We start from the raw sequence: 23,674 nt of genomic DNA on the forward strand, positions 1-23,674 counted from the left end.
ATATAAGCACGTGTACCCTGTTCAATATTATATAAAATTGAAATTGTATGATTTGCTAAATTACGATTTCCCCGCGGCTCAACTTTAGCAAAAGCATATCCCGAATCAGCAACCTTGTTATTAATAATTGCAACAGACTGTTCAATATCTTCTGCACTATAAACATCACCTGGCTGGGTTTTAAGCCCCCTTTTCACAGATTGAACGTCAATTCCATCAACATCACTTTCAACCTGAATATCACTAATTTTATAGCGCACCCCCTCATCAAGAACGAAAGAAATTTTATATGTATTGCTTGCTGCATCAAAAGTCGCTTTAGAAGAGACTACACGAAAATCTGCATAACCACGATTATAATAAAAGCGACGTAAAGCTTCTTCATCAGCAGCGAGACGCTCTTCACTGTAAACATCACCTCCCAACAACTTCGAAAAAATTCCTGAAGTTTTTGTTGAAATCACATCACGCAAACGGCGACTTCCAAAGACACTATTCCCCTTAAAAGTGATATCACCAATCTTTGTTTTTTGCCCTTCAACAACATTAAATACTACATTAACTCGCCCTTTTCCAAGGTTAATCGTTTGAACGTTGACAGTGATATTATTACGACCAAGAGTTTTATAAGCTTCACGAATTGTATTTATATCAGCAGAAAGCTTAGCAGAATTAAAAGGCTCATTCGGTTTTAAAGAAATAAACCGCTTAAGATCTGGGTCTTTAAAAGATTTATTTCCCTGAAACAATATCTGATTGACAACCTCATATTCTTTTACGAATACAACCAATTTATCACCTACCGGATTTATTTTAACATCATAAAATAAACCCAATTCGAAAAGATTCTTCACAGCATTATCAACATCAGCACTGGAAACCCCTTGTCCAGCCTTAATCCCGATATTGTCTCGAATTGCCTGAGAACTTACAAACTTATTCCCACGAACCTCAATAGAACGGACTACAGACGCTTGTATTTCTCCAACCGCAGCAATTGACATAAAAACCGTTGCTGGGGCAATCATCCCCATTTTTAACACCAATACAGATGCTGCATTTAAAAACTTTGAATTTGTAGTCATTGGCTTTTTTACCTTACTCTTGTTCCTTGGACATGATGCCTTAAAAAGCTAACTGCCATAACAACCTCTTTACAGCGAGACTTTTCATTCCTTAATTACTCATTATAATGTACGACGCCACAACATTTTGCAGACATGGTAAACAACCTTCAATTTGTTTTCGCTATTATTACTCAATTTATAAAGCGTTTTCCATAATTTAATTAGCTAAACCAACAAAAATAATCATTAAAAAAGACAAAGATCATAAAAAGGAGAAGAATGGAAAAACCTAAACGAAAAATAATTCCCTGGATTTTAGCAGATATTTCCCTCCCAGTAATGACCTCAATGACATGCAATAAAAGATGCCCACCATCAAGCGGTAGAATCGGAAAAAGGTTAATAAGCCCAACACTTATTGAAAGAAAAGCTGCTAAATTCAACAAAGAGACAAAACCTGTCTCGCTCACTTTCCAAGCAATTTTAACGGTTTTAGAAGGTCCACTTAGCCGACAACGGTCCTCTTTTCCTCCTATTAAACGACTCATAAAAAGAACGGTTTGAGTGACGATAAACACAGTACGGTCTGACGCTTCTCTTACGGCTGTTACAAAACCATAGCGAATATGTTTTATATAAGTTGGATCTAAATGTGCAGGATTATTTAAATCAATAGGAACACCTACACCTATCATAGCACTTCGTGTTCGATTACCAAATCCATCATCTCGCTCAACGATTTTCGGAGTAATCACCGTTGTAAAGAATCGCCCCATGCGTTCTATTTTAAACTCTATGGGTTCTCTTCCGTGAAAAGCTACATAATTCATCAAATCTTCAAAACTTTCAACCCGTCGTCCATCCATTTCAACAAAACGATCACCTAATTCCAAACCGGACTGAAGAGCAGGGCTACCTTTTACCAAAGAACCAATAACGGGCTCAATGGCTACACGACCATAGATAAAGAAAAAAAATGTTAGAATAACAACAGTAAAAAGGGCATTGAAAAAAGGACCGGCAAAAACAGTTGCTGCTTTTTTCCAAGCATGCGCACTAGCAAATGAACCGTCAACAATCAGAGATGATTGGGATGATACCGTATCATTTTTTTCCTCATCCCCAACAAACTTTACATACCCTCCTACGGGGATAAGCGCTAAACGCCACTTCGTGCCATGCTTATCTGTATAACTCGCTATTTCTGGCCCAAATCCAAGCGAAAAAACTAACGCCTTAATACCACACCACCGACCAATGAGATAATGCCCAAATTCGTGCACAAAAATGATAATCATAATGATGAAAAGAATACTCAAACTTCTTAAAAGAAAATCACCCATAGTGACGATATAATTTAAAAGTCCCAAACTACCTTCTCCCAATTAGATCATACTAAAAAGATTAAAAGGTGCATCCATATCAGACATAAATGAACCAATTAAATAAAGAAGAAAAGCTGCCCCTACCAATCCATCTATACGATCCATAAAACCACCATGTCCAGGCAATAAAGAACTAGAATCTTTAACAGAAAACCGTCTTTTGAGCCATGATTGCCCTAAATCACTCAATTGTGAAACAATTGACAAAACAAGTGTAAGGAGAGGCACAAAAAAACTTGCTAAATTTATATCAAAAAATCCAAAAGCAACCCATATACCACCGAAAACTCCGACAAATGTACCACCAAGTGCTCCTGACCATGTTTTATTAGGAGAAAATTGTGGTGCTAATTTAGGTCCCCCTAATGCACGTCCGATAAAATACCCGCCAATATCTGTTCCCCACACTATCGTAAATAAGAAAATAACAACTTGGAACCCCAACATTTCATGATCCCGTAGAAAGCATAAAGCAACAACAGGAAAAGATGCATATAAAAAACCACAAAAAACCCAACCACTCTTTTTTATAGATATAATAGCCAACACCGCAGCCAAAACGATTAAAACACAAAAAATCAATGAAGCAGATACACTCAACACTAAAAAAAAGCCAAAGATCAAATAAAAGCTACTTGCTAATATTTTTTGTAAAATACACCATTTCTCTTTAGTAATACTCATCCACTCATAAAGAACAAAACCGCCAATACACCATACAAATAAAAAAAAGGAGATCCCTCCCAACCATGTTAGATACAATGCAATAAAACCAAACACAAAAGCTGTCAGAACACGATAAACCAAATTAGACAAAACAACATCCAAACAATAAAAATAGAAAATACAAGCTCTAAAATTGACGTAAGAAAAACCTCCCTACGCAATATTTTTATTTCATACTTGTATAAATTTCCCTTATAATTTATCATAAACAATTCAGTTTACCAAGATAGCGCTTATAAGACAAATAATCAATGAAAACAGCTTCGAAAATCTCCGTCAAGATTGATCCTAAAGTATTTTTTTAATATTTTCTCAAATATAAAATGAAAAAGCAGCTACCTATCCCCATATAAATTAACTAATATAGGTTTCATATAAAAACACTTCTCTATCAAATATTCGTCATTAAAAAACGAATTACACCATATAGCATCTGCGTCATCGATTATACTCACATGTTTTATAATGGAAAATAAGAGAAAGGTTAGGCTTGTTTTTTTGTGTTATATTCTTTCCCCAACCCTCATCTTAGAATATTTAAATAATTTCTAAGAATGCTTTCATTATGCTGTTTAACAAAGACATGCTCAACTGAAAGCCCTCACCATGCTGCTCAATAGCGTCTTCCAGCAAAGGACATGATTTACAACGCAGATTAAAAAATTAAAACATCTGCCCTTTCAAATCAATCTCTCCCATATCAAAATGATAAAATACCTTCCTGCATCACACCTCGCTATCACAGAGCACACCACTTCCCTTATCTATAGAAACAATTTACAGGCTGGGAGTAAACGTCCTTTTCTAACAACAAAATCGTCTTAAACGTGCATAATTTCAGATTCTTTTACGGCTAAAATTTTATCAATATCAGCAATCGTTTCATCTGTGAGTTTTTGAACTTTTTCAGACAAACTATGGGCTTCATCTTGTCCAATTTCACCATCTTTTTCTAACTTTTTCAAATTGTCCATACCATCCCGACGAACATGACGTGTAGCAACACGCGCTTGCTCTGCATAGTGATGTGCAATTTTTACAAGTTCTTTACGGCGCTCTTCATTCAACTCAGGCAAAGGAATACGTAAATTCGTACCATCAGTTATGGGATTTAAACCAAGACCAGAATCGCGAATAGCGCGCTCTACAGCTCCTACCATCGTTTTATCCCATACAGAAACAGAAAGCATCCGAGGTTCGGGAACAGAAATATTAGCAACCTGATTTATATGCACAACAGAACCATAAGATTCAACGGTCAACGGCTCTAATAAACTGGCCGATGCACGTCCAGTCCGCAAACCACCTAATTCATGTTTAAAAGCCGTAATAGCACCATCCATGCGACGTTTCAGATCATCTATAATTGATGTAACATTCATATTTCTGTCTCCTTCAATTGTCCTTTGAAGCTTACCCTTATTCCGATACTATTGTAAAGCGTCCTGTTCCATTCAAGACCTTAGCCAAACCGCCCTTTTCATGAATGGAATACACAATAATCGGTACATTGTTCTCACGTGCTAAAGTAACCGCCGTTGAATCCATAACAGATAATCCCCATTGTAACACTTCAACATGTGTTAATTGGTCAAAACGTTTAGCCGTAGGGTCTATCTTTGGATCTGCTGAATAAATACCATCAACTTGTGTTCCTTTAAGAAGGACATCCGCACCAATCTCAGCTGCACGCAAAGTAGCAGCAGAATCAGTGGTAAAAAATGGATTTCCTGTACCGCCCGCAAAAATAACAACTTTTCCCTGATTCATATAAGCTATTGCTTTACGTTGCGAAAAACTTTCACAAATTTGTGGCATAGCAATCGCAGAGAGTACAACAGTTTCAACCCCTAATTTTGTCAAAGATGTTCGCAATGCTAAAGAGTTGATAGCAGTTGCAAGCATTCCCATATGATCCCCTGTCACTCGGTCTCCACCATGTGAAGCAACAGCAACGCCACGAAAAATATTTCCCCCACCGATAACAACTGCAACTTCTATCCCCATTGTGCGCACTTCTGCAATATCAGCGGCAATACGATCTACAACAGAAACATCAATGCCAAAACTTTGCCCCCCCATAAGAGCTTCACCAGAAGCTTTTAAAAGAATACGTTTATACGGAAGTGCTAATGCCATTAATAATCTCCCCAAAAGCACATTTACTTTTTGCTTTTGACATCACGAAGGGCACCACTTTTTTTCACGTGACGCCCTCTCAACAATTACATTGCCCACACCAGAGATTCTACAACCAACGATATGATTTTAAATCTCTAATCAAGAGTTTGCAATAACTAGCCTTTTACAGCAGCAGCAACCTCTGCAGCAAAATCAGACTCCTCTTTTTCCACACCTTCACCCAATGCAAAACGAATAAAGCCTGTAATTTTTGCTGGTGCACCAATTGATTTCTCAGCATCCTTTAAAGCTGCCTCAACAGTCATATCAGGATTCATAACGAAAGCTTGAGAAAGCAAAACAACCTCTTCAAAAAACTTACGCATACGTCCTTCTACCATTTTTTCAATGATATTTTCAGGCTTTCCAGACTGACGTGCTTGATCTGAAAAAATTGCTTTTTCACGCTCAACAGCAGCAGCATCAACATCTTGTGCTGTAAGTGCTAAGGGATTGGTTGCCGCAATATGCATTGCAACTTGCCGACCAAAAGCAAGAGCAGCCTCTTTATTTCCTGTTGTTTCAATCGCAACCAAAACACCAAGCTTACCAAGACCATCAGCTACACTATTGTGTATATAAGTCGCAACAACACCATTCTCAACAGACAATTTAGCGGAACGACGAAATGTCATATTTTCGCCAATTGTACCAATTGCATCTTTAATCGTAAGCTCTACAGTTTTCTCAGAACCGGGATAAAGAGAAACAGAAACAGATTCAACATCACCTGGCGTATCCAAAGCAGCAATTGCTATATTGCGCACGATGTCTTGGAATCCGGCATTGCGTGCAACAAAATCTGTTTCAGAATTAACCTCAACCAAAACCGCATTTAAATCTTTTGATACGACTCCGATTAATCCTTCAGCCGCTGTACGACCAGCCTTTTTATCTGCTTTAGCTATTCCTTTTTTACGAAGCCAATCAACAGCAGCTTCCATATCACCACTGGTTTCAGCTAGAGCGGCTTTACAGTCCATCATACCAGCGCCAGATAGTTCTCGAAGTTCTTTTACTTGTGCAGCAGTAATGCTCATATTTGCCTCTTTATTTTGTAATAGTGAAAGCGTGCAACCCCCCTCTGCACGCCTATAACTTCTTCTTTAGACAATAAAAGTACCTTAATTAGGCGTTTTATATTATTCAGAAACTTCTGAAACCGCATTTTCTTTCAAAATAGGCTCCACAGGCGCATCAACTTGAGCTCCCAAATCAATACCCATTGCTCCTTGCTGGCGTGCAATACCATCAAGGGCAGCACGAGCAAAAAGATCGCAATAAAGAGAAATTGCACGCGAAGCATCATCATTACCTGGTATCGGATGCGTTACGTCATCAGGATCGCAATTGGTATCAATAATAGCAATCACTGGAATACCTAAACGTTTTGCTTCTTGAAGGGCAATATTTTCTTTATTCGTATCGATGACAAATATAAGATCTGGAACAGATCCCATATCTTTAATACCACCAAGCGCACGATTAAGCTTTTCACGATCACGTTCAAGATTTAAACGTTCTTTTTTGGTAAAACCTTGCGCCTCAGCAGCAAGAATTTTGTCAAGCTTTCGCAAACGATGTATCGAATTGGAAATCGTTTTCCAGTTTGTGAGCATGCCACCAAGCCAACGTGCATTAACGTAATACTGGGCAGAACGATTCGCCGCATCAGCGATAATGTCAGATGCTTGCCTTTTCGTACCAACAAAGAGAATACGACCACCACGCGCAACAGTATCTGAAACAAGTTTAAGCGCTTGGTGTAAAAGCGGAACGGTCTGAGCAAGGTCAATAATATGGATATTATTACGCTGACCATAGATATAGGGAGTCATTTTGGGATTCCAACGATGAGTCTGGTGACCAAAATGCACACCTGCTTCTAAAAGCTGGTGCATAGTAAAATCGGGTAGTGCCATAAATCTTATCCTTTCCGGTTCAACCTCCGCGGAAAAAGCAGGAAAACCTACTACCGGCGGATGCTTGCTAGAATTTTCTCACAAATTATTTGCAAACACCCAAACTCCGCGTGTGGAATAGTGCAAACATACTAATATTTGATTCTTTTTCAAGTCATTTTCTTTAATCATTTAATATTTGCATTTTCACATTGATTAAGATCTTTTCCAAGTTCCAAGAATTCGAGACTGTTCAATTTTGCACGCACTGAAAAAGTTCCATAATCTATATGAAGATCACGCATGATACCATTCTCATGTAAGAGAAAACTGCTACGATAAACCGGCAAACCATCTTTATTTTCTCCATCATCAAAATAAGAAATTGTAACAGGCCAATATTCGTCTTCATCCAATTTTCTCACTTTTTCCGTTTCGCTATCAGATAAAAGCCCCTTCTTTTCCCCTATGACGATACTTTCTTTTATAACTTTATCTGCTTTATTTGTCCCATCAAATACAGTAACATTGTAAAAATGATGCCCTGCTTTTGCATGGCGGATAATATTTTTTAGTTGCATCATTGGAAATTCAGCCATTGCAAGCTTATACTCTTTTTCCTTTGGCTTTTTTAAGGTAACTGTAATACCATCTTGAGTACGCTCCGCGACCCCCTCAGCACGATGCGCAACCTCTTCTCCCTCTTGATCTGTAATATTAAAACGAAATGTACGGCTGTCTCCTGTTTCATAACTCGTCGTCTGTTGATCCGTTAAACGTACCGGCATATCTTCAATGTGAACACGACTAATAAAACGAAAACGTGTGCTATAGCCTTGGCATGCCGAACCAGTAAGCTCGTAAACCATTCGCCCTGACATCGCAGAAATTGTCATGTCATGAGAAACGCTATCGAGATGAAAATCATAAATTGCTCGATGAGGCACAATAAAAATAGGCTCTTCAGCTCTCGCTGTACATAAAAAAACAATATATAAAATTATTATAAATAATGATCTAATCATTCCCAAATTCCAAACTTTATCCCCGTTGCATAACATCATACAATAAGGCAAAAAAGGCTAATTTCTCAATTAACCACACATTTCCTTAAATCAAAAAATAGATTATACAATGAATGTATTATAGAGCAGCTATGGAGTTTAAATTATGACCAATATGATTGAAAAAAACTTAGAGGAATTCGGAATCACTCTTCCTGAAGTAATCTCCCCCCTTGCCAATTACATCACCACTTCACAAAGTGGCAATCAACTCTTTATTTCTGGACAACTCCCTCTTATTAATGGAAAACCAATAGCCATCGGTAAAGTTGGTGCAACTGTGAATACCGAACAAGCCCAAAAAGCATCCGAAGCTTGCGCTCTCAATATTCTCGCTCAACTCAAGGCAACTCTAGGTGACTTAAATAAAATAAAACGTGTGGTAAAAATTACTGTTTTTGTGGCTGTAGATTCTCATTTTACCGATATTCCTTTTGTTGCCAATGGAGCTTCTAATTTATTTGTCAATATTCTTGGTGACATTGGAAAACACGCCCGTTCTGCTATTGGTGTTGCCTCTCTTCCTATGGATGTTCCTGTAGAAGTTGAAGCCATCATAGAAATCTAAGCCTTCATTAAGACAGAGCCCCATCCTAAATATAACTAAAGTCAAAATACTTCTTTGTCTTACACTCTGATAAACTTTGCATTTTTTCGTTTTTAATTAAAATCTTAAATTTATAATAAAAGGAAATATTTGTATGAAACAAGCTTATGACAATAACAATATTTTTGCTAAATTGATTCGCAATGAAATCCCTTCTGTTCGTGTCTACGAAGATGATGATGTTATTGGATTTATGGATATCATGCCACAGGCACCAGGTCATACGCTGGTCATTCCTAAAAAAGGCTCTAGGAACTTACTTGATGCGGATACTGAAACATTATTTCCCGTTATTAAAGCTGTTCAAAAAATTGCAAATGCCGTCAAAAAAGCCTTTCAAGCAGATGGCATAACTGTCATGCAATTTAATGAAGCAGCTAGTCAACAAACCGTTTATCACCTCCATTTTCATATTATACCACGTATGGAGGGAATAGAACTTACCCCTCATAATAATATGATAACGCCTACAGAAATACTTGAAGAGAATGCAAAAAAAATCCGTGCAGCCTTATAACACACTCTTAAGTTGTTGTGCTTTTTTTTCCTACACGTTTTTTTGTAAAATTTTCCATTTTACTTTTCTTTGAACTTGCAGATATATCGGAAGATGAAATTTCCAACTGTAAGCTTTCTTTTTTGCAATTTGATTTTTGTGTCAATACGCGAACAATGCCACCGTTGCGTAACTTTCCAAATAAAATTTCATCAGCTAATGGCTTTTTAATATATTCTTGTATAACACGCCCTAATGGGCGTGCTCCCATCTGAGAATCATATCCTTGATTGGAAAGCCATAAAGTTGCAGAAGGGCTTAATTCAAAACAAATTCCCCGATCAGCTAATTGTGCTTCAAGCTGAAAAATAAATTTTTGCACTATCTGATTGATGATTAAATGAGATAAAGGTGCAAACGGAATAATTGCATCTAACCGATTACGAAACTCTGGTGTAAATAACCGATTGATTGCTTCTATATCCTCACCATCACGATGTACCTTCCCAAATCCAATAGCTGATTTTGCCATATCTGAAGCACCAGCATTGGTTGTCATAATCAAAATAACATTGCGGAAATCAATTTTCTTACCATTATGATCTGTTAATCTACCATAATCCATTACCTGCAATAAAATATTAAATAACTCTGAATGTGCTTTCTCAATCTCATCTAGCAATAGGACTGCGTGAGGCTTCTGATCAACAGCATCTGTAAGAAGACCTCCTTGATCAAACCCTATATAACCTGGAGGAGCTCCGATTAAACGTGCTACCGTATGCCGTTCCATATATTCTGACATATCAAAACGCAATAATTCAATGCCTAAAGATGATGCAAGCTGTTTTGCAACTTCAGTTTTTCCTACACCTGTTGGTCCTGAAAATAAATAACTTCCTATTGGTTTATCCGGTTCGCGTAAACCTGCTCGCGCCAATTTTATGGATGAAACTAAGACGGAAATTGCCTGATCTTGCCCATAAACAACATGTTTGAGTTCTCTTTCAAGCTTACTCAATATCTTCTGATCATTCCGAGAAACTGTTTTTGGTGGAATTCTTGCAATTGTAGCAACAGTAGCCTCAATTTCTTTAACACCTATACTCTTCTTGCGTTGTTTTTGTGGCAAAAGCTTTTGCGCTGCGCCACTTTCATCAATAATATCAATTGCTTTGTCAGGTAACCTACGGTCAATTATATAACGTGAAGATAATTCTACAGATGCCTTCATCGCCTGATCTGTATATTTAATCTGATGAAAATCTTCAAAGTAAGGCTTCATCCCCTGCAAAATCTTAATCGCATCTGTAACAGAAGGTTCATTAATATCAATCTTCTGAAAACGACGCTCTAAAGCACGATCTTGTTCGAAGAATTTGCGATATTCTCTGTAAGTCGTCGAACCAATACATCGCATAGTTCCAGAAGATAATACAGGTTTTAAAAGATTTGCTGCATCCATATTTCCCCCTAATGTCGCTCCTGCTCCAATTAAGGTATGAATTTCATCAATAAATAAAATAGCATCTGGATACAGCTCAAACTCTTTAATAACTTGCTTTAAGCGTTCTTCAAAATCACCGCGATAACGTGTACCAGCAACAAGCCCCCCCATATCAAGAGAAAATATTGTTGCATTTGATAAAACTTCAGGCACTTGCGCATCAACAATGCGCTTTGCCAATCCCTCAATTATAGCGGTTTTCCCCACTCCAGGATCACCAACCAAAAGCGGATTGTTTTTTGACCTTCGACATAAAATCTGAATCATGCGTGAAATTTCTATTTCACGGCCAATTAATAAATCAATTTTTCCATTAAGTGCTTTACAATTGAGATCAACACAATAATTCGTTAAAGCACTTGTTCCTCTTTCATCATTATCCGAAATCTGCTGATCTAATTGCTCTTCAAGTCCTTCAAGTAACATGGATAACCCATCATCACGCGTGATACCATGCGAAATAAAACGTACAGCATCATAGCGTGTCATGCCCATTTCTTGCAGAAAATATGCTGCATGGCTTTCACGTTCAGAAAAAATTGCAACAAGAACATTTGCCCCCGATACTTCATCTTTTCCAGCTGATTGTGCATGAATCACCGCACGTTGGATAACACGCTGGAAAAAAGCTGTAGGCTTAGTATCCTCATCAGCTCTAATATGTTCATCTAACTCTGAGCGAAGATAATTGGTTAAGCGCTCTCGTAATTCCTCCACATCTACTTGGCAAGCCTGAATAACGGAATTTGCATCAGCATCATCTAACAGCGCAAGTAGAAGATGCTCTAATGTTGCGTATTCATGCTGTGCCTGAGTAGCAATTGTTAATGCACGATGCAAAACCTCTTCAAGACTAGGTGTAAAAGATGGCATAATTCCTCACTTCCATTCCATTACACATTGTAACGGATGTTCATTTTGACGCGCACATTCCCTCACTTGTAATATTTTCATTTCAGCGACTTCATAAGTATAAGTTCCACATTCTCCTATCCCACTGTGATGAACATTTAACATTATTCGCGTTGCCTCTTCGAAACTTTTTTTAAAAAAGCTCTTCAAAACGAAAACAACAAAATCCATAGGTGTGTAATCATCATTAAGCAAAAAAACTCGACATAATTTAGGTTTTTCGAGTTTTGCTCTAGCCTTAAGCGTTATAACCGCACCATGCCTAATTTCATCCCAATTCTTGCCCTTTTCATTATGCATAATATGAGCTATAGAGTTTATTATAAGCATCCGTCCCATTATCGTTTTCCATGCAGCACATTTTTATCAATTTTAAATTCTTTCATAACTATTGCAATACCTGTATGTGTTAGAAAAAGATTCCCTCTATGGTTAGACTTCAATCACTCACTTATAAAATAACTTCTGTAAACAAATTAGTAATACCATTCGTCTAAACTGCATCAACAAATTACAGAAAAGGAAGCTTTATAGAAGTTTTTTAGGATAAATGGAGAAATAGGATACTGCAAGTGTATATTAATTATCAAAAAATTATGCGCTACTGTAAAACAATAGCAATTTCTTTTGTTGTGTTAGCTTTTTCTTACTGTTGGGCATCAGCCACACCTCAAGGAGCCTATCCTGATAAGTATGCGGCTATTGTTATAGATGCTACTACGGGAAAAACTCTATTTCAAGCCAATGCAACACTGAAACGTTATCCTGCTTCTTTAACAAAGATGATGACATTGTACTTACTCTTTGAAGCTATGCAGATGCGTCGTGTGACACCAAATACACCAATTCCCGTTTCACATTATGCAGCAATGCGTCCACCGACAAAAATTGGCTTTAAAGCAGGCCAAACAATTTCTGCAGAATCAGCAGCTAAAGCACTCATTACAAGATCCGCAAATGATGTTGCTGCTGCCATTGCAGAATATCTTGGAGGTAGTGAAAAAAAATTCGCTCAAATGATGACAGTAAAAGCTCGTAAACTTGGCATGAAACATACACATTTCGCGAATGCTTCAGGGCTTCCGGATGTGCACAATTATTCTACAGCACGAGATATAGCGACTTTGTCATTAGCTTTACGTAAACATTTTCCAAAACAATATAAATTGTTCAAAACAAAAAGTTTTAATTTCCGTGGACATACAATTAACAGCCACAATAAACTCGTTAAAATAATGAAGGGTGTTGATGGGATTAAAACAGGATACACACAAATGTCAGGTTCTAATTTAGCAACTTCAATGCGTCTTGAGGGGCGCTCTGTTGTCGCTGTTGTTATGGGAGGTAAATCATCTACTGCACGTGACGAGCATATGGCTAGCCTATTGAATCAATATTTGCCCAAAGCAAGCCAAATGAAAAGTGGTGAACGTTTAATGGCTTCTGTACGCTATCACTTACCGACTGGTGCCAATACTCCTATACCGACCATTAAAGCTGATTCAAGTAATTTTGACGATGAAATTTCGACTATGTTGACAGCATTTGCAGAACAACCTAAAAACTCCAATATCGCAATAACGGCTGTAAATAAAGTAATTATACCAATACCAAACCCTCAAAAAACTATACCGGTTGAGACTCATAAAATTGTAACAGCCTCTTTGTCCACAAATGCCGGATGGGCTATCCAAATTGGTTCTCTTCCTAGTGAAGAACAAGCAAAAACTTTACTTTTAAAAGCAAAAAATATAGCTTTTTCTACTTTAAAGCACGCATCTTCGCACATGCAACTGTTTGAAAAAAGTGGGCAGCGTTATTATCGAGCGCGCTTTACAGGGTTTCAATCAAAAAAAGCTGCATTTGATGCTTGCTCTACATTAAAGAAAGCAAATTTTAACTGCTATACTGTAGCCTACTAAAAATTTTTGAATTCTGCGTTAAGGATAGTATTATGACAGATAATGCTTTTGCTTCATTCCATAAAAAAGAAATTTTATTGAAGCAATCATCCCTCCTTTCATTGCGTTCTCTTCACGATGCTGCCGCAAAACTTACTGGTTTAAAATATAATTCGACTGCATTAGATACACAATCTCTTGTTAACCTTCTCATTTGCCAAACAATACGCAACCGTCGTCTCATAATGCCTCCTGTACGCATTCATTTACGCGTTGCTAGCCAAACTGGTAATGTGCCTATTAAAATCCGTCTAGGAGCAACAAATATTTAATTTTACAGACCATCTCTAAAAAATTATTTTATTATTAACCATTATCTACAGCCTTAGCCCCTCTTTGATAAAGATACTTTTTTCTTAAATTATGGAATTGTGCTGAAAGCTTTTCCAACTATCCAGTACCTCCAAGCTTTCAATAAAACCATTATTAAGGACATAAAAAACACCCAATATTTTTCCACTTTTGGATTTAATATAAAAATTATCCTTGATATCTTTTTGGAAAAAATAAATAGCTTTATTGGATGAAAGCTTATCATTTTAGGAGTTGTTGTAAAAGTTCAATAAAGGAAGTCCCTCTTAATAACGCTCCCCCATACAACATAAACGCTGTAAAAAATAATCTAACTCCTCTTACTTTTATTTCTTTCGACAGACAAAGTAAACTGGAAAATACAAATACTAACGATGAAAAAACGTAAAAGAAATTATCATATTAAATATCATGTTAACGATTTCCATAAGATTTTAATCTATAATTTATTTTTTGCATATTGAATAAGAGGTTTTCGTAAAATTCTCTTATTTTTCTTCTTATATTGAATCAGTCAAAATCGTTCGCTTGCTCATCACGAGCAAGATTGGCATTAAACTATTAAAAAAAGGATGATAGTGCTGCTTTTCTCCCTCTATAAATAAAGATGCTAATACTCTATAGATTTTATACCATTCATGGGAAACTTACATTATACTATTCATATCCAAGATACTGATTTATAAAGATAGTTCATTATTTTTCATGTTAGATGAGAATCTCGAATATCGTAAGATTCTCTCATTTGAAATTTGTTTATGTTGAATCAATCAAAACTGTTCTCTTGCATGTTATGAGCGAGATTAGTGTGTGGTGTGAAACCGTACCAAAAAACTCAAAATGCCTATAATGAACCGTTTCAAATACCAAGGGCTTTGGTCCCCATACAGGGGGGGCTGGTAAAGTGTGTAATCGTGCCAGCGCACTCTTTTTATTAAGCATACAGATCGTGGTGCTCAATGAATCTACCATTATACCATTCACAGATACCATCGCAAAATGAGTTTGGGAGCGTTGAGAGATATTTTTTTAAAACAAACTCATCAATGAGTAACACGATAATGTTCTATCGCATGCATTCTATTCTCATGAGAATTTTGATAAATATTTTTAATGTATACGTTATTATTTATTTTAGTTTTTTTGACGGTACAGAATTTATAAATAAAAAAGATATTCCCAATATATCTCTTAATTATTGTAAATTAGCATTTCTTTTTAAGGTATTTTTTACCATACTAGGTACCCAAAAATCTTTACTTCCAAAAAATTAAAATCTTTAAAATTCTCTCTCCTCATCATAATTATTCAGATTTAAAACAAATTTTCCTTGGATACTCAGGCATAATCTTCCATTACTTAAAAGATATGGCTATGGAAACTTTAAAAAGCCATAAAACCCAGCTAGAAAATAATGGCAGATTGATCACTAATTTTACTTTACGCTTTTTTACTTTTTCTAAATTAGACTTTTTCCCATTTTAGAGACAAATCAGATAGATACTAACAGTACTCTCCCTCCAAGCTTTCATGCCAAAGCTATTATTCGTTAAGAAAACACTGAATCATCTCGAATTTATTTCAAGCTGCTGCTGCATTAAAGTGGAATTTTGATTTATAAGTAACAAAAAGCACAAGCTTTATCAGGAAATACGATCCCCCTCCAAAAAGTCCAGTTATGGATTGAAAGATGCTCCAGCTCCTAACAAGATATTGTATTAACTGCAAGACCACCTTTACTTGTCTCTTTATAGCGTTCACTCATATCATGACCAGTCTGGCGCATTGTTTCTATACAAGCATCAAGAGAAACAAAATGATCTCCATTACCATATAACGCAAGAGAAGAAGCCGTTACCGCCTTAACAGCTCCCATTGCATTACGCTCAATACAAGGAACTTGTACAAGACCTGCAACAGGATCACATGTCATTCCCAAATGATGTTCAAGCGCAATTTCTGCCGCATTTTCAATTTGAGCTGGTGTTCCACCTAACGCTGCGGTCAACCCTGCTGCGGCCATTGAAGATGCCGTTCCAACTTCACCTTGACACCCAACTTCTGCACCAGAAATAGAGGCATTATGTTTGATAACACCGCCTATAGCTGCTGCCGTTAATAGAAAATTATGTATTCCCTCTCGATCTGAATCATCATTAAATTGAAGATAATAACGCAAAACTGCTGGGATAACACCGGCTGCCCCATTTGTTGGGGCTGTAACAACACGACCACCTGCTGCATTTTCCTCATTGACTGCTATGGCATATACCGAAAGCCAATCATTTGCCCAAAGTGGATAATTGTGATTTTTCTTTTGATTTTTCAAAAGCGTTTCATGCAGCTTTTTAGCACGCCTTAGAACACGCAATCCACCAGGCAACTCACCTTCTTGTGAAAGACCTCTATCAATGCAATTTGTCATCGCTGAAAAAATTTCATCAAGCCCTGTATCAAGAGAAGAACGCTCTATCTTTGTTTCTTCATTTAAGCGCTTCATTTCAGCAATTGAAAGTCCTGATTTTTCTGCCATTGATAACATTGTACAAGCAGAATCAAATGGATATGGCACCTCAAATGCTTCTGGTTGTATATTATCATTCATATGGCTTAATTCATCCTCAGTCACAACAAAGCCACCACCGATAGAATAATAAATCTGCCGCAACAGAACATTCCCATCAGTATTAAGTCCTTCAAAGGCCAGTCCATTTGTATGTCCAGGGAGGATTTGCTTTCGTTCAAAAATAAGATCACGCTGCACATCAAACTGATAAGCGGGATGGCCTTCTGGTTGCACTTTTTTTTCACGTATAACTTTTGCTAACACCCCCCCCATGCTATCAGGATCAACAGTAGAAGCTTTTTCTCCTAAAAGTCCTAATATGATAGCCCTATCTGTTGCATGACCAATACCCGTGAAAGCTAAAGAACCATAAAGATAAACACGTATACGAGAAACTTGAATATCAGACGACTGAGAAAAATCTCCTATCTTTTGCAAAAACATATTAGCAGCTGTCATCGGCCCCATCGTATGTGAGCTGGAAGGACCAATCCCAATTTTAAAAAGTTCAAAAACAGATAGAAACACGTATCACCTCAAAACTATAGTACAGCTTGAGCATATATGCTTTTTCATAACGTTTGTCCCGTTTAAAATCAAATTGCGAGATAAACTAAAAAAATGACAGCAATAAACACGAATGTCGCTCGTCTTGCTACCACCCAGCACTTTCTCTCTATAGTGTTTTCCATTAAGCCAACCTTCAAAAAACGGACAATGCCCCTAGAGTCACCGCTCTTAATGTTTCAAACTTAGTAAAATAAGTGTTAATACGCAATATTAAAATTCAATAAGGATGCGAAATTCTTATCGAAAATATTTTTCATAATGCACCAAGTTCTTCAAAACGTATGCTTAATTATATAAAATATTTTATGGGTATGTTTCAATGAAACGTACAAAGTTTTCTAACGATTCTCGTTCTGTCTCAAAATTGTTTTCTGGAGCACTCATATCGCGATAACCAAGTGCCATACCACAGATAATATGGCGATCAGAAGGAATAGATAAAAGCGTACGAATCTGTTTATGATAATCAGCAAAAGCAGCTTGAGGGCAGGTATCTAATCCAAATCCACGTGCAGCTAACATAATGGTCTGCATAAACATACCCAAATCAAGCCAACTCCCCATTTCCATGTCGTGATCCATTGTAAATAAGAGTCCTACAGGTGCATCAAAAAATAAAAAATTTCGCGCCTTTTGATGAAGTATTTTTTCTTCATCACCTTTTTGAATTCCAAGACTCTGATAAAGATCCAAACCAACTTTTCGACGTCTTGAAATATAAGGCTCACGCCACTGATGTGGATAATAACTATATTCACGCTCTCCTTTTACACCTGAAAGAACAAGTTGTGAAAGCTCTTGCCCTACTTTCTGTAATACACTTCCTGTAAGCACAATCACTTGCCATGGCTGAATATTTGTTCCAGATGGTGCACGTGCTGCAAGTTTTAAGATTTCTTTGATTGTTTCCAAACTAACTGGCTGATCAGTAAAAGCGCGAATTGACTTTCGTGACAAAATAGATTGAAAAACACTCATAGGAGAAACTGCCATTGTTTTTACTTTCTTTATGAAAAATAATTTTTTTGCTTATCAAGGACAATATACTGCGAAAATACCTTCGCAGCTTTTTTCGAACACTCTATTTCTTTAAATAACTCACACATTTCACGTAGTGTTAAAGATTCCCCTTAGAGATAGTATAACCTATCTCTTTTAATAGAAAGAAAATTGTCTAAAAGCAGATGAAATAAATTTTATAATCAATGATTAACCCCCAACTCCGCTAAGCTCTCAAAAAAACTCTCCTCAATTCGTTCCAAATCCTGTAGAAGATCATCAATATCATGCTGCATCTGCTTTAAATCAGCTCGTTTTTTATGAATTCCTGCAATTAACTTCTTAAGCTTTTTCTCATCATCAGGTGGTTTTTCAACCATTGTCAACATATCAGATATTTCAGACAACGAAAATTTAACTCTTTTAGCACGCAGTATTTGTTTTAACTTATGACGATCCGTTTGTGTATAAAGCCGTGTATTTCCACGCCGAAAAGGAATAAGAAGCCCCTCTTCTTCATAATAACGCAAAGTCCGAGCTGTTATTGAAAACTCACGTGTTAATTTTCCAATTGAATAATATTCGTACATTTTTTCATTCTGTCTTCATAGATCACATTGTGATAAGAAATATGTCTATTTTTTATAATACTTAGTGAGTAACGTAATCTCTACTCTCCTACATTCTAATTTAGAAGAAGATACATTCTTGTCATACAAGTATTGTATAGTAGAGGATCAATTATTTTTTAGATTACAGAAAAGACTATCGATCTTTCATTATAAGTCCTTTAAAATCTTTATAGAAGATATCAATCAACAATTTTCCTAAAATTCAAAATCAATCATTATTTTATTTGTAGATAATCAACTATTTTCCTTGAACATGGCTTTTGAGTTTCAAATAATTACAAAACAATAAGCTAGTAAAGATGTTAAAAATAACTATCGCCTTATAATTTTTGATATTTTTTAGGAAAAGATGCAACTTCTGCATTTCGAGATAAAAAAACGTCTGAGTATAAAGTTCAGACGTTTTTTTATTATGTGATGTTATATTTAAATTATTCAGCAACGGCGCCGGTTGTCATATTTGTCAACATAGCCTTAGCCACTTCGTTATTACTAGACTTACGCTGCTCATCTACAATCAAATCATCACGAACGGCAGCAATACGACGGATTTGAGAAATCGTACCACCCGTACCTGCTGGAATAAGACGACCGACAATAACGTTCTCTTTAAGTCCTTGCAAAGTATCAATTTTACCAGAAACTGCTGCTTCAGTAAGAACACGTGTTGTTTCCTGAAACGATGCCGCCGAAATGAAAGAAGGCGTTTGAAGAGAAGCTTTTGTAATTCCAAGAAGAATGGGATTACCAGATGCAGGTTTCTTCCCTTCTGCAATCAAATTATCATTGATTTCATCAAGTTCAATACGATCAACATTATCACCTGAAATATAACCAGAATCTCCAGATTCAGTAATTTCAACTTTTTGCAACATTTGACGAACAATCACTTCAATGTGCTTGTCATTAATAAGAACTCCCTGCAAACGATAAACCTCCTGAATCTCATTAACAAGATAAGATGCCAAAGCTTCAACCCCCTTAATCGCCAATATATCATGAGGTGCTGGATTACCATCAAGGATATAATCTCCCTTTTCAATTTGATCACCTTCTTGGAAGTGAAACAACTTACCTTTTGGAATCAAATATTCTACTGCCTCAAGAGTTTCATCATTTGGTTCAATAATGATACGACGTTTATTCTTATAACCACGGCCGAATCGAATCGTGCCACTTACTTCAGCAATAATCGCATGATCCTTTGGACGACGCGCTTCAAAAAGCTCAGCCACACGTGGTAAACCACCCGTAATATCTTTCGTCTTGGCACTTTCCATCGGCAAACGAGCAATAACATCACCAGCCTTAACATGAGCACCAAGCTCAACAGAAAGAATAGTTTCCACTGACATCATATAACGGGCTTCACCTCCCTTATACAATTTAGCAATGGATTCACCTTCTTTATCTGCGTGGATAATAATGGCTGGTTTAAGATCCGCACCACGTGGATTAGCGCGCCAATCAATCACCAAACGCTTCGTAATACCCGTAGATTCATCAGCTGTTTCAGTGACAGATAAACCATCAATCATATCTTCAAAACCCACATAGCCTTCAACTTCCGTTAAAATTGGACGTGTGTAAGGATCCCATTCTGCTATACGTTGGCCACGTTTAACCACATCACCATCATCAACAAAAATATGGGCACCATAGCTAACACGGTGTACAACGCGCTCTTTTCCTAACTCATCCTTGATAAGGATAGCCATATTACGCCCCATAACAACCAAATGGCCTTCAGAGTTACGAACCACATTACGATTACGAATCTCCACCTTACCTTCATAAGATGCCTCTAAATACGATGAATCAACAACCTGCGCAGTCCCTCCTAAGTGGAAAGTACGCATAGTAAGCTGTGTTCCCGGCTCACCAATGGATTGAGCAGCAATAACACCAACGGCTTCTCCCTGATTAACAGGTGTTCCACGCGCCAAATCACGACCATAGCATTTTGCACAAACACCAAGACGTGTTTCACATGTTAAAGCAGAACGAATTTGAACAGATTGAATTCCAGCTTCTTCAATCTTCGCGACATCAGCTTCCTCAATCATCGCTCCACCTTCAAGGATAACCTCTCCAGAGACAGGATGTAGAATATCAACAAGCGCTGTACGACCAAGAATCCTTTGCCCAAGTGAGGCAACAATTTGTCCTGCATCAACAATTGGCTGCATGGTAAGCCCTTTTGCGGTACCACAATCAACTGCCGAAATAATAGCATCCTGTGCAACATCAACAAGACGCCGTGTTAAATAACCAGAGTTCGCCGTCTTTAACGCAGTATCAGCAAGTCCTTTACGTGCACCATGCGTGGAATTGAAGTATTCATTAACAGTTAGACCTTCTTTAAAATTTGAAATAATGGGGGTTTCAATAATTTCACCCGATGGTTTTGCCATTAATCCACGCATACCAGCCAATTGTCTCATCTGGTTAGCAGAACCACGTGCTCCAGAATGCGACATCATATAGATCGAATTCATCGGCCGTTGACGACCTGTTTTAGGATCAAAATCGACGGCTTGAATACGTTTCATCATTTCATCTGCAACGCGATCTGTACATTTACCCCAAGCATCTACAACCTTATTGTATTTTTCACCTTGTGTAATCAAACCATCATTATATTGCTGTTCGTACTCCTTAGCCAAAGCTTCTGTCTCTGCAACTAAACGCGACTTACTATCAGGAATAACCATATCATCCTTACCGAATGAAATTCCTGCACGACAAGCATAAGAAAAACCAAGCTGCATAATACGGTCACAAAAAATAACCGTCTCTTTTTGTCCACAGTGCCGATAAACATGATCAATCATTTTAGAAATGTTCTTTTTCGTCATTTCTTGATTGACAATATCAAATGAGATATCCGAATTTCTTGGCAAAAGCTCACCGATAATCAAACGACCAGGTGTTGTATCATAAAGTTTAGAAACTTCTTTTCCATCCTTCCCCATATTCTTAACACGGCCTTTAATCTTCGTATGAAGCGTTACAACCTTATTTTCCAAGGCATAATGAAGCTCACCTATGTCAGAAAAAGCCATTCCTTCACCTGGTTCTTTTTCAGAAACAATTGAAAGATAATAAAGACCAAGAACCATATCCTGTGAGGGAACAATAATTGGGGCACCATTGGCCGGATGAAGAATATTATTGGTAGACATCATCAAAACACGAGCTTCAAGCTGTGCTTCAAGAGAAAGCGGAACGTGAACCGCCATCTGATCTCCATCAAAATCCGCATTAAAAGCAGTACACACCAGTGGATGAAGTTGAATAGCTTTGCCTTCAATTAAGATAGGTTCAAAAGCCTGAATCCCCAAACGGTGCAATGTTGGCGCACGGTTGAGTAAAACAGGGTGTTCACGAATAACCTCATCCAAGATATCCCAAACTTCCGGATGTTCTTTTTCAACAAGCTTCTTTGCCTGCTTTACCGTTGATGAATAGCCTTTTGCATCAAGCCGCGCATAAATAAAAGGCTTAAACAATTCAAGAGCCATTTTTTTCGGAAGACCGCATTGATGCAATTTTAATTCAGGTCCCGTCACGATAACAGAACGCCCTGAGTAATCAACACGCTTCCCAAGTAAGTTCTGACGAAAACGTCCTTGCTTGCCCTTCAACATATCTGATAGAGACTTGAGAGGACGTTTATTGGCTCCAGTAATCACACGCCCACGCCGTCCATTATCAAACAATGCATCAACAGCTTCTTGTACCATACGCTTTTCATTGCGCACGATAATTCCAGGAGCACGCAATTCAATCAGCCGTTTCAAGCGGTTATTACGATTAATAACACGCCGATAAAGATCATTCAGATCTGATGTCGCAAAACGCCCACCATCAAGCGGAACCAATGGACGCAAATCCGGTGGAATAACCGGAATTGTTTTCATAATCATCCACTCTGGCTTATTTCCAGATTCAAGAAAATTTTCAACGATTTTAAGCCGTTTAATCAGTTTTTTCTGCTTTAACTCTGAAGTTGTTTCAGCTAATTCGAGACGCAAATCATTGGCGATTTTATTTAACTCCATACCAGCTAAAAGCTCGTAAATAGCTTCAGCGCCAATCATAGCTGTAAACTGATCTTCTCCAAACTCATCAATAGCAAGCATATATTCTTCTTCAGAAAGAAGCTGATGGAGCTTAAGAGATGTCAAACCTGGTTCGGTTACAATATAATTCTCAAAATAAAGAACCCGCTCAATATCTTTTAAAGTTAAATCTAAAAGTGTAGAAATACGACCTGGTAATGATTTAAGAAACCATATATGCGCAACAGGTGCCGCAAGTTCAATATGCCCCATACGCTCACGACGCACGCGCGAAAGGGTAACCTCTACACCGCATTTTTCACAAATAATGCCCTTATACTTCATGCGTTTATATTTGCCACATAGACATTCATAGTCTTTAATAGGGCCAAATATACGTGCACAAAAAAGACCATCACGCTCTGGTTTAAAAGTCCTATAATTAATAGTCTCAGGCTTCTTAATCTCACCATAAGACCAGGACAAAATTTTCTCAGGACTCGCAATAGAAATACGAATAGAGTCAAATGTCTGCGCTGGCGCTTGAGGATTGAAAAGATTCATGACCTCGTGGTTCATGCTGTTCTCCTTCAAAGATTCTTAGAACCTGTTGTAATATCTCATTTATTTTATAACAGATCTTCTTTAAAATACATTTACTTTTAAAAATGACCTGTATAACCTTAATAAGGTTATTGAGCCTCTTAAAGTAATCAGAGCGCAG

Annotated in this window: 18 protein-coding genes; 4 read left to right on the forward strand and 14 right to left on the reverse strand. The window is 37.3% G+C overall.

The genetic code is table 11. From position 1 onward, the window contains the following. From bamA to ACFIKE_RS02755, 8 genes are all read right to left on the reverse strand, one after another. On the reverse strand, window positions 1-1,085 hold a 1,085-nt coding region (gene bamA / locus ACFIKE_RS02720), incomplete at its 3' end, for an outer membrane protein assembly factor BamA (protein WP_375648347.1). 203 nt (window positions 1,086-1,288) lie between these two features. After that, complete coding sequence (locus ACFIKE_RS02725; protein WP_375648348.1) at window positions 1,289-2,437, reverse strand: RIP metalloprotease; 1,149 nt, start codon at window positions 2,435-2,437, stop codon at window positions 1,289-1,291. Between the two features lie 15 nt (window positions 2,438-2,452). Further along, a complete protein-coding gene (locus tag ACFIKE_RS02730; protein WP_375626262.1) occupies window positions 2,453-3,268 on the reverse strand; it encodes a phosphatidate cytidylyltransferase in 816 nt (271 codons plus the stop codon). 731 nt (window positions 3,269-3,999) lie between these two features. Next, the gene (gene frr / locus ACFIKE_RS02735; RefSeq protein WP_375626264.1) at window positions 4,000-4,560 is read right to left on the reverse strand and encodes a ribosome recycling factor; all 561 of its coding nucleotides are present in this window, start codon (window positions 4,558-4,560) and stop codon (window positions 4,000-4,002) included. A 37-nt stretch (window positions 4,561-4,597) separates the two neighbouring features. Then, window positions 4,598-5,317: a UMP kinase gene (pyrH, locus tag ACFIKE_RS02740; protein ID WP_012755043.1), complete on the reverse strand. Its 720-nt coding sequence runs from the start codon at window positions 5,315-5,317 to the stop codon at window positions 4,598-4,600. Window positions 5,318-5,475: 158 nt separating this feature from the next. After that, entirely contained in the window at window positions 5,476-6,399 is a 924-nt protein-coding gene (gene tsf / locus ACFIKE_RS02745; protein ID WP_375627177.1) for a translation elongation factor Ts, read from the reverse strand. A gap of 102 nt (window positions 6,400-6,501) precedes the next feature. Then, window positions 6,502-7,281, reverse strand: coding sequence for a 30S ribosomal protein S2 (gene rpsB / locus ACFIKE_RS02750; protein ID WP_375626266.1), 780 nt, complete (start codon window positions 7,279-7,281; stop codon window positions 6,502-6,504). A 167-nt stretch (window positions 7,282-7,448) separates the two neighbouring features. Continuing rightward, on the reverse strand, window positions 7,449-8,285 hold the full coding sequence (locus ACFIKE_RS02755) for a cell envelope integrity EipB family protein (RefSeq protein WP_375648349.1): 837 nt from the start codon (window positions 8,283-8,285) through the stop codon (window positions 7,449-7,451). 145 nt (window positions 8,286-8,430) lie between these two features. Here ACFIKE_RS02755 and ACFIKE_RS02760 point away from each other — a divergent pair, with 145 nt between their 5' ends. Both ACFIKE_RS02760 and ACFIKE_RS02765 read left to right on the forward strand, forming a co-directional pair. Next, window positions 8,431-8,892: a RidA family protein gene (locus ACFIKE_RS02760; protein WP_375626268.1), complete on the forward strand. Its 462-nt coding sequence runs from the start codon at window positions 8,431-8,433 to the stop codon at window positions 8,890-8,892. A gap of 133 nt (window positions 8,893-9,025) precedes the next feature. After that, window positions 9,026-9,448: an HIT family protein gene (locus ACFIKE_RS02765; protein ID WP_375648350.1), complete on the forward strand. Its 423-nt coding sequence runs from the start codon at window positions 9,026-9,028 to the stop codon at window positions 9,446-9,448. 7 nt (window positions 9,449-9,455) lie between these two features. Here ACFIKE_RS02765 and clpA read toward each other — a convergent pair whose 3' ends face one another. Beyond that, window positions 9,456-11,807 (reverse strand): ATP-dependent Clp protease ATP-binding subunit ClpA, encoded by a 2,352-nt coding sequence (clpA, locus tag ACFIKE_RS02770; RefSeq protein WP_375648351.1) that lies wholly within the window; start codon window positions 11,805-11,807, stop codon window positions 9,456-9,458. A gap of 6 nt (window positions 11,808-11,813) precedes the next feature. Continuing rightward, the gene (gene clpS / locus ACFIKE_RS02775; RefSeq protein WP_375626273.1) at window positions 11,814-12,185 is read right to left on the reverse strand and encodes an ATP-dependent Clp protease adapter ClpS; all 372 of its coding nucleotides are present in this window, start codon (window positions 12,183-12,185) and stop codon (window positions 11,814-11,816) included. 233 nt (window positions 12,186-12,418) lie between these two features. Between clpS and ACFIKE_RS02780 the strand changes: the two genes are divergently transcribed. Beyond that, window positions 12,419-13,768 (forward strand): D-alanyl-D-alanine carboxypeptidase, encoded by a 1,350-nt coding sequence (locus ACFIKE_RS02780; protein ID WP_375648352.1) that lies wholly within the window; start codon window positions 12,419-12,421, stop codon window positions 13,766-13,768. A gap of 32 nt (window positions 13,769-13,800) precedes the next feature. Then, window positions 13,801-14,079 (forward strand): hypothetical protein, encoded by a 279-nt coding sequence (locus ACFIKE_RS02785; protein ID WP_375626277.1) that lies wholly within the window; start codon window positions 13,801-13,803, stop codon window positions 14,077-14,079. Between the two features lie 1,742 nt (window positions 14,080-15,821). Here the strand turns inward: ACFIKE_RS02785 and ACFIKE_RS02790 are convergent. The 4 genes from ACFIKE_RS02790 to rpoC form a co-directional block, all read right to left on the reverse strand. Further along, entirely contained in the window at window positions 15,822-17,213 is a 1,392-nt protein-coding gene (locus tag ACFIKE_RS02790; RefSeq protein ID WP_375648353.1) for an L-serine ammonia-lyase, read from the reverse strand. Between the two features lie 345 nt (window positions 17,214-17,558). Next, complete coding sequence (locus tag ACFIKE_RS02795) at window positions 17,559-18,248, reverse strand: nitroreductase (protein ID WP_375626280.1); 690 nt, start codon at window positions 18,246-18,248, stop codon at window positions 17,559-17,561. Between the two features lie 209 nt (window positions 18,249-18,457). Beyond that, window positions 18,458-18,844, reverse strand: coding sequence for a MerR family DNA-binding transcriptional regulator (locus ACFIKE_RS02800; RefSeq protein ID WP_375626282.1), 387 nt, complete (start codon window positions 18,842-18,844; stop codon window positions 18,458-18,460). Between the two features lie 473 nt (window positions 18,845-19,317). Further along, on the reverse strand, window positions 19,318-23,529 hold the full coding sequence (rpoC, locus tag ACFIKE_RS02805; protein ID WP_375626284.1) for a DNA-directed RNA polymerase subunit beta': 4,212 nt from the start codon (window positions 23,527-23,529) through the stop codon (window positions 19,318-19,320). Window positions 23,530-23,674 lie beyond the last annotated feature (145 nt).

The sequence above is a fragment of the Bartonella sp. MU70NMGDW genome (assembly GCF_042194085.1).
GTDB classification, from domain to species: Bacteria; Pseudomonadota; Alphaproteobacteria; order Rhizobiales; family Rhizobiaceae; genus Bartonella; species Bartonella grahamii.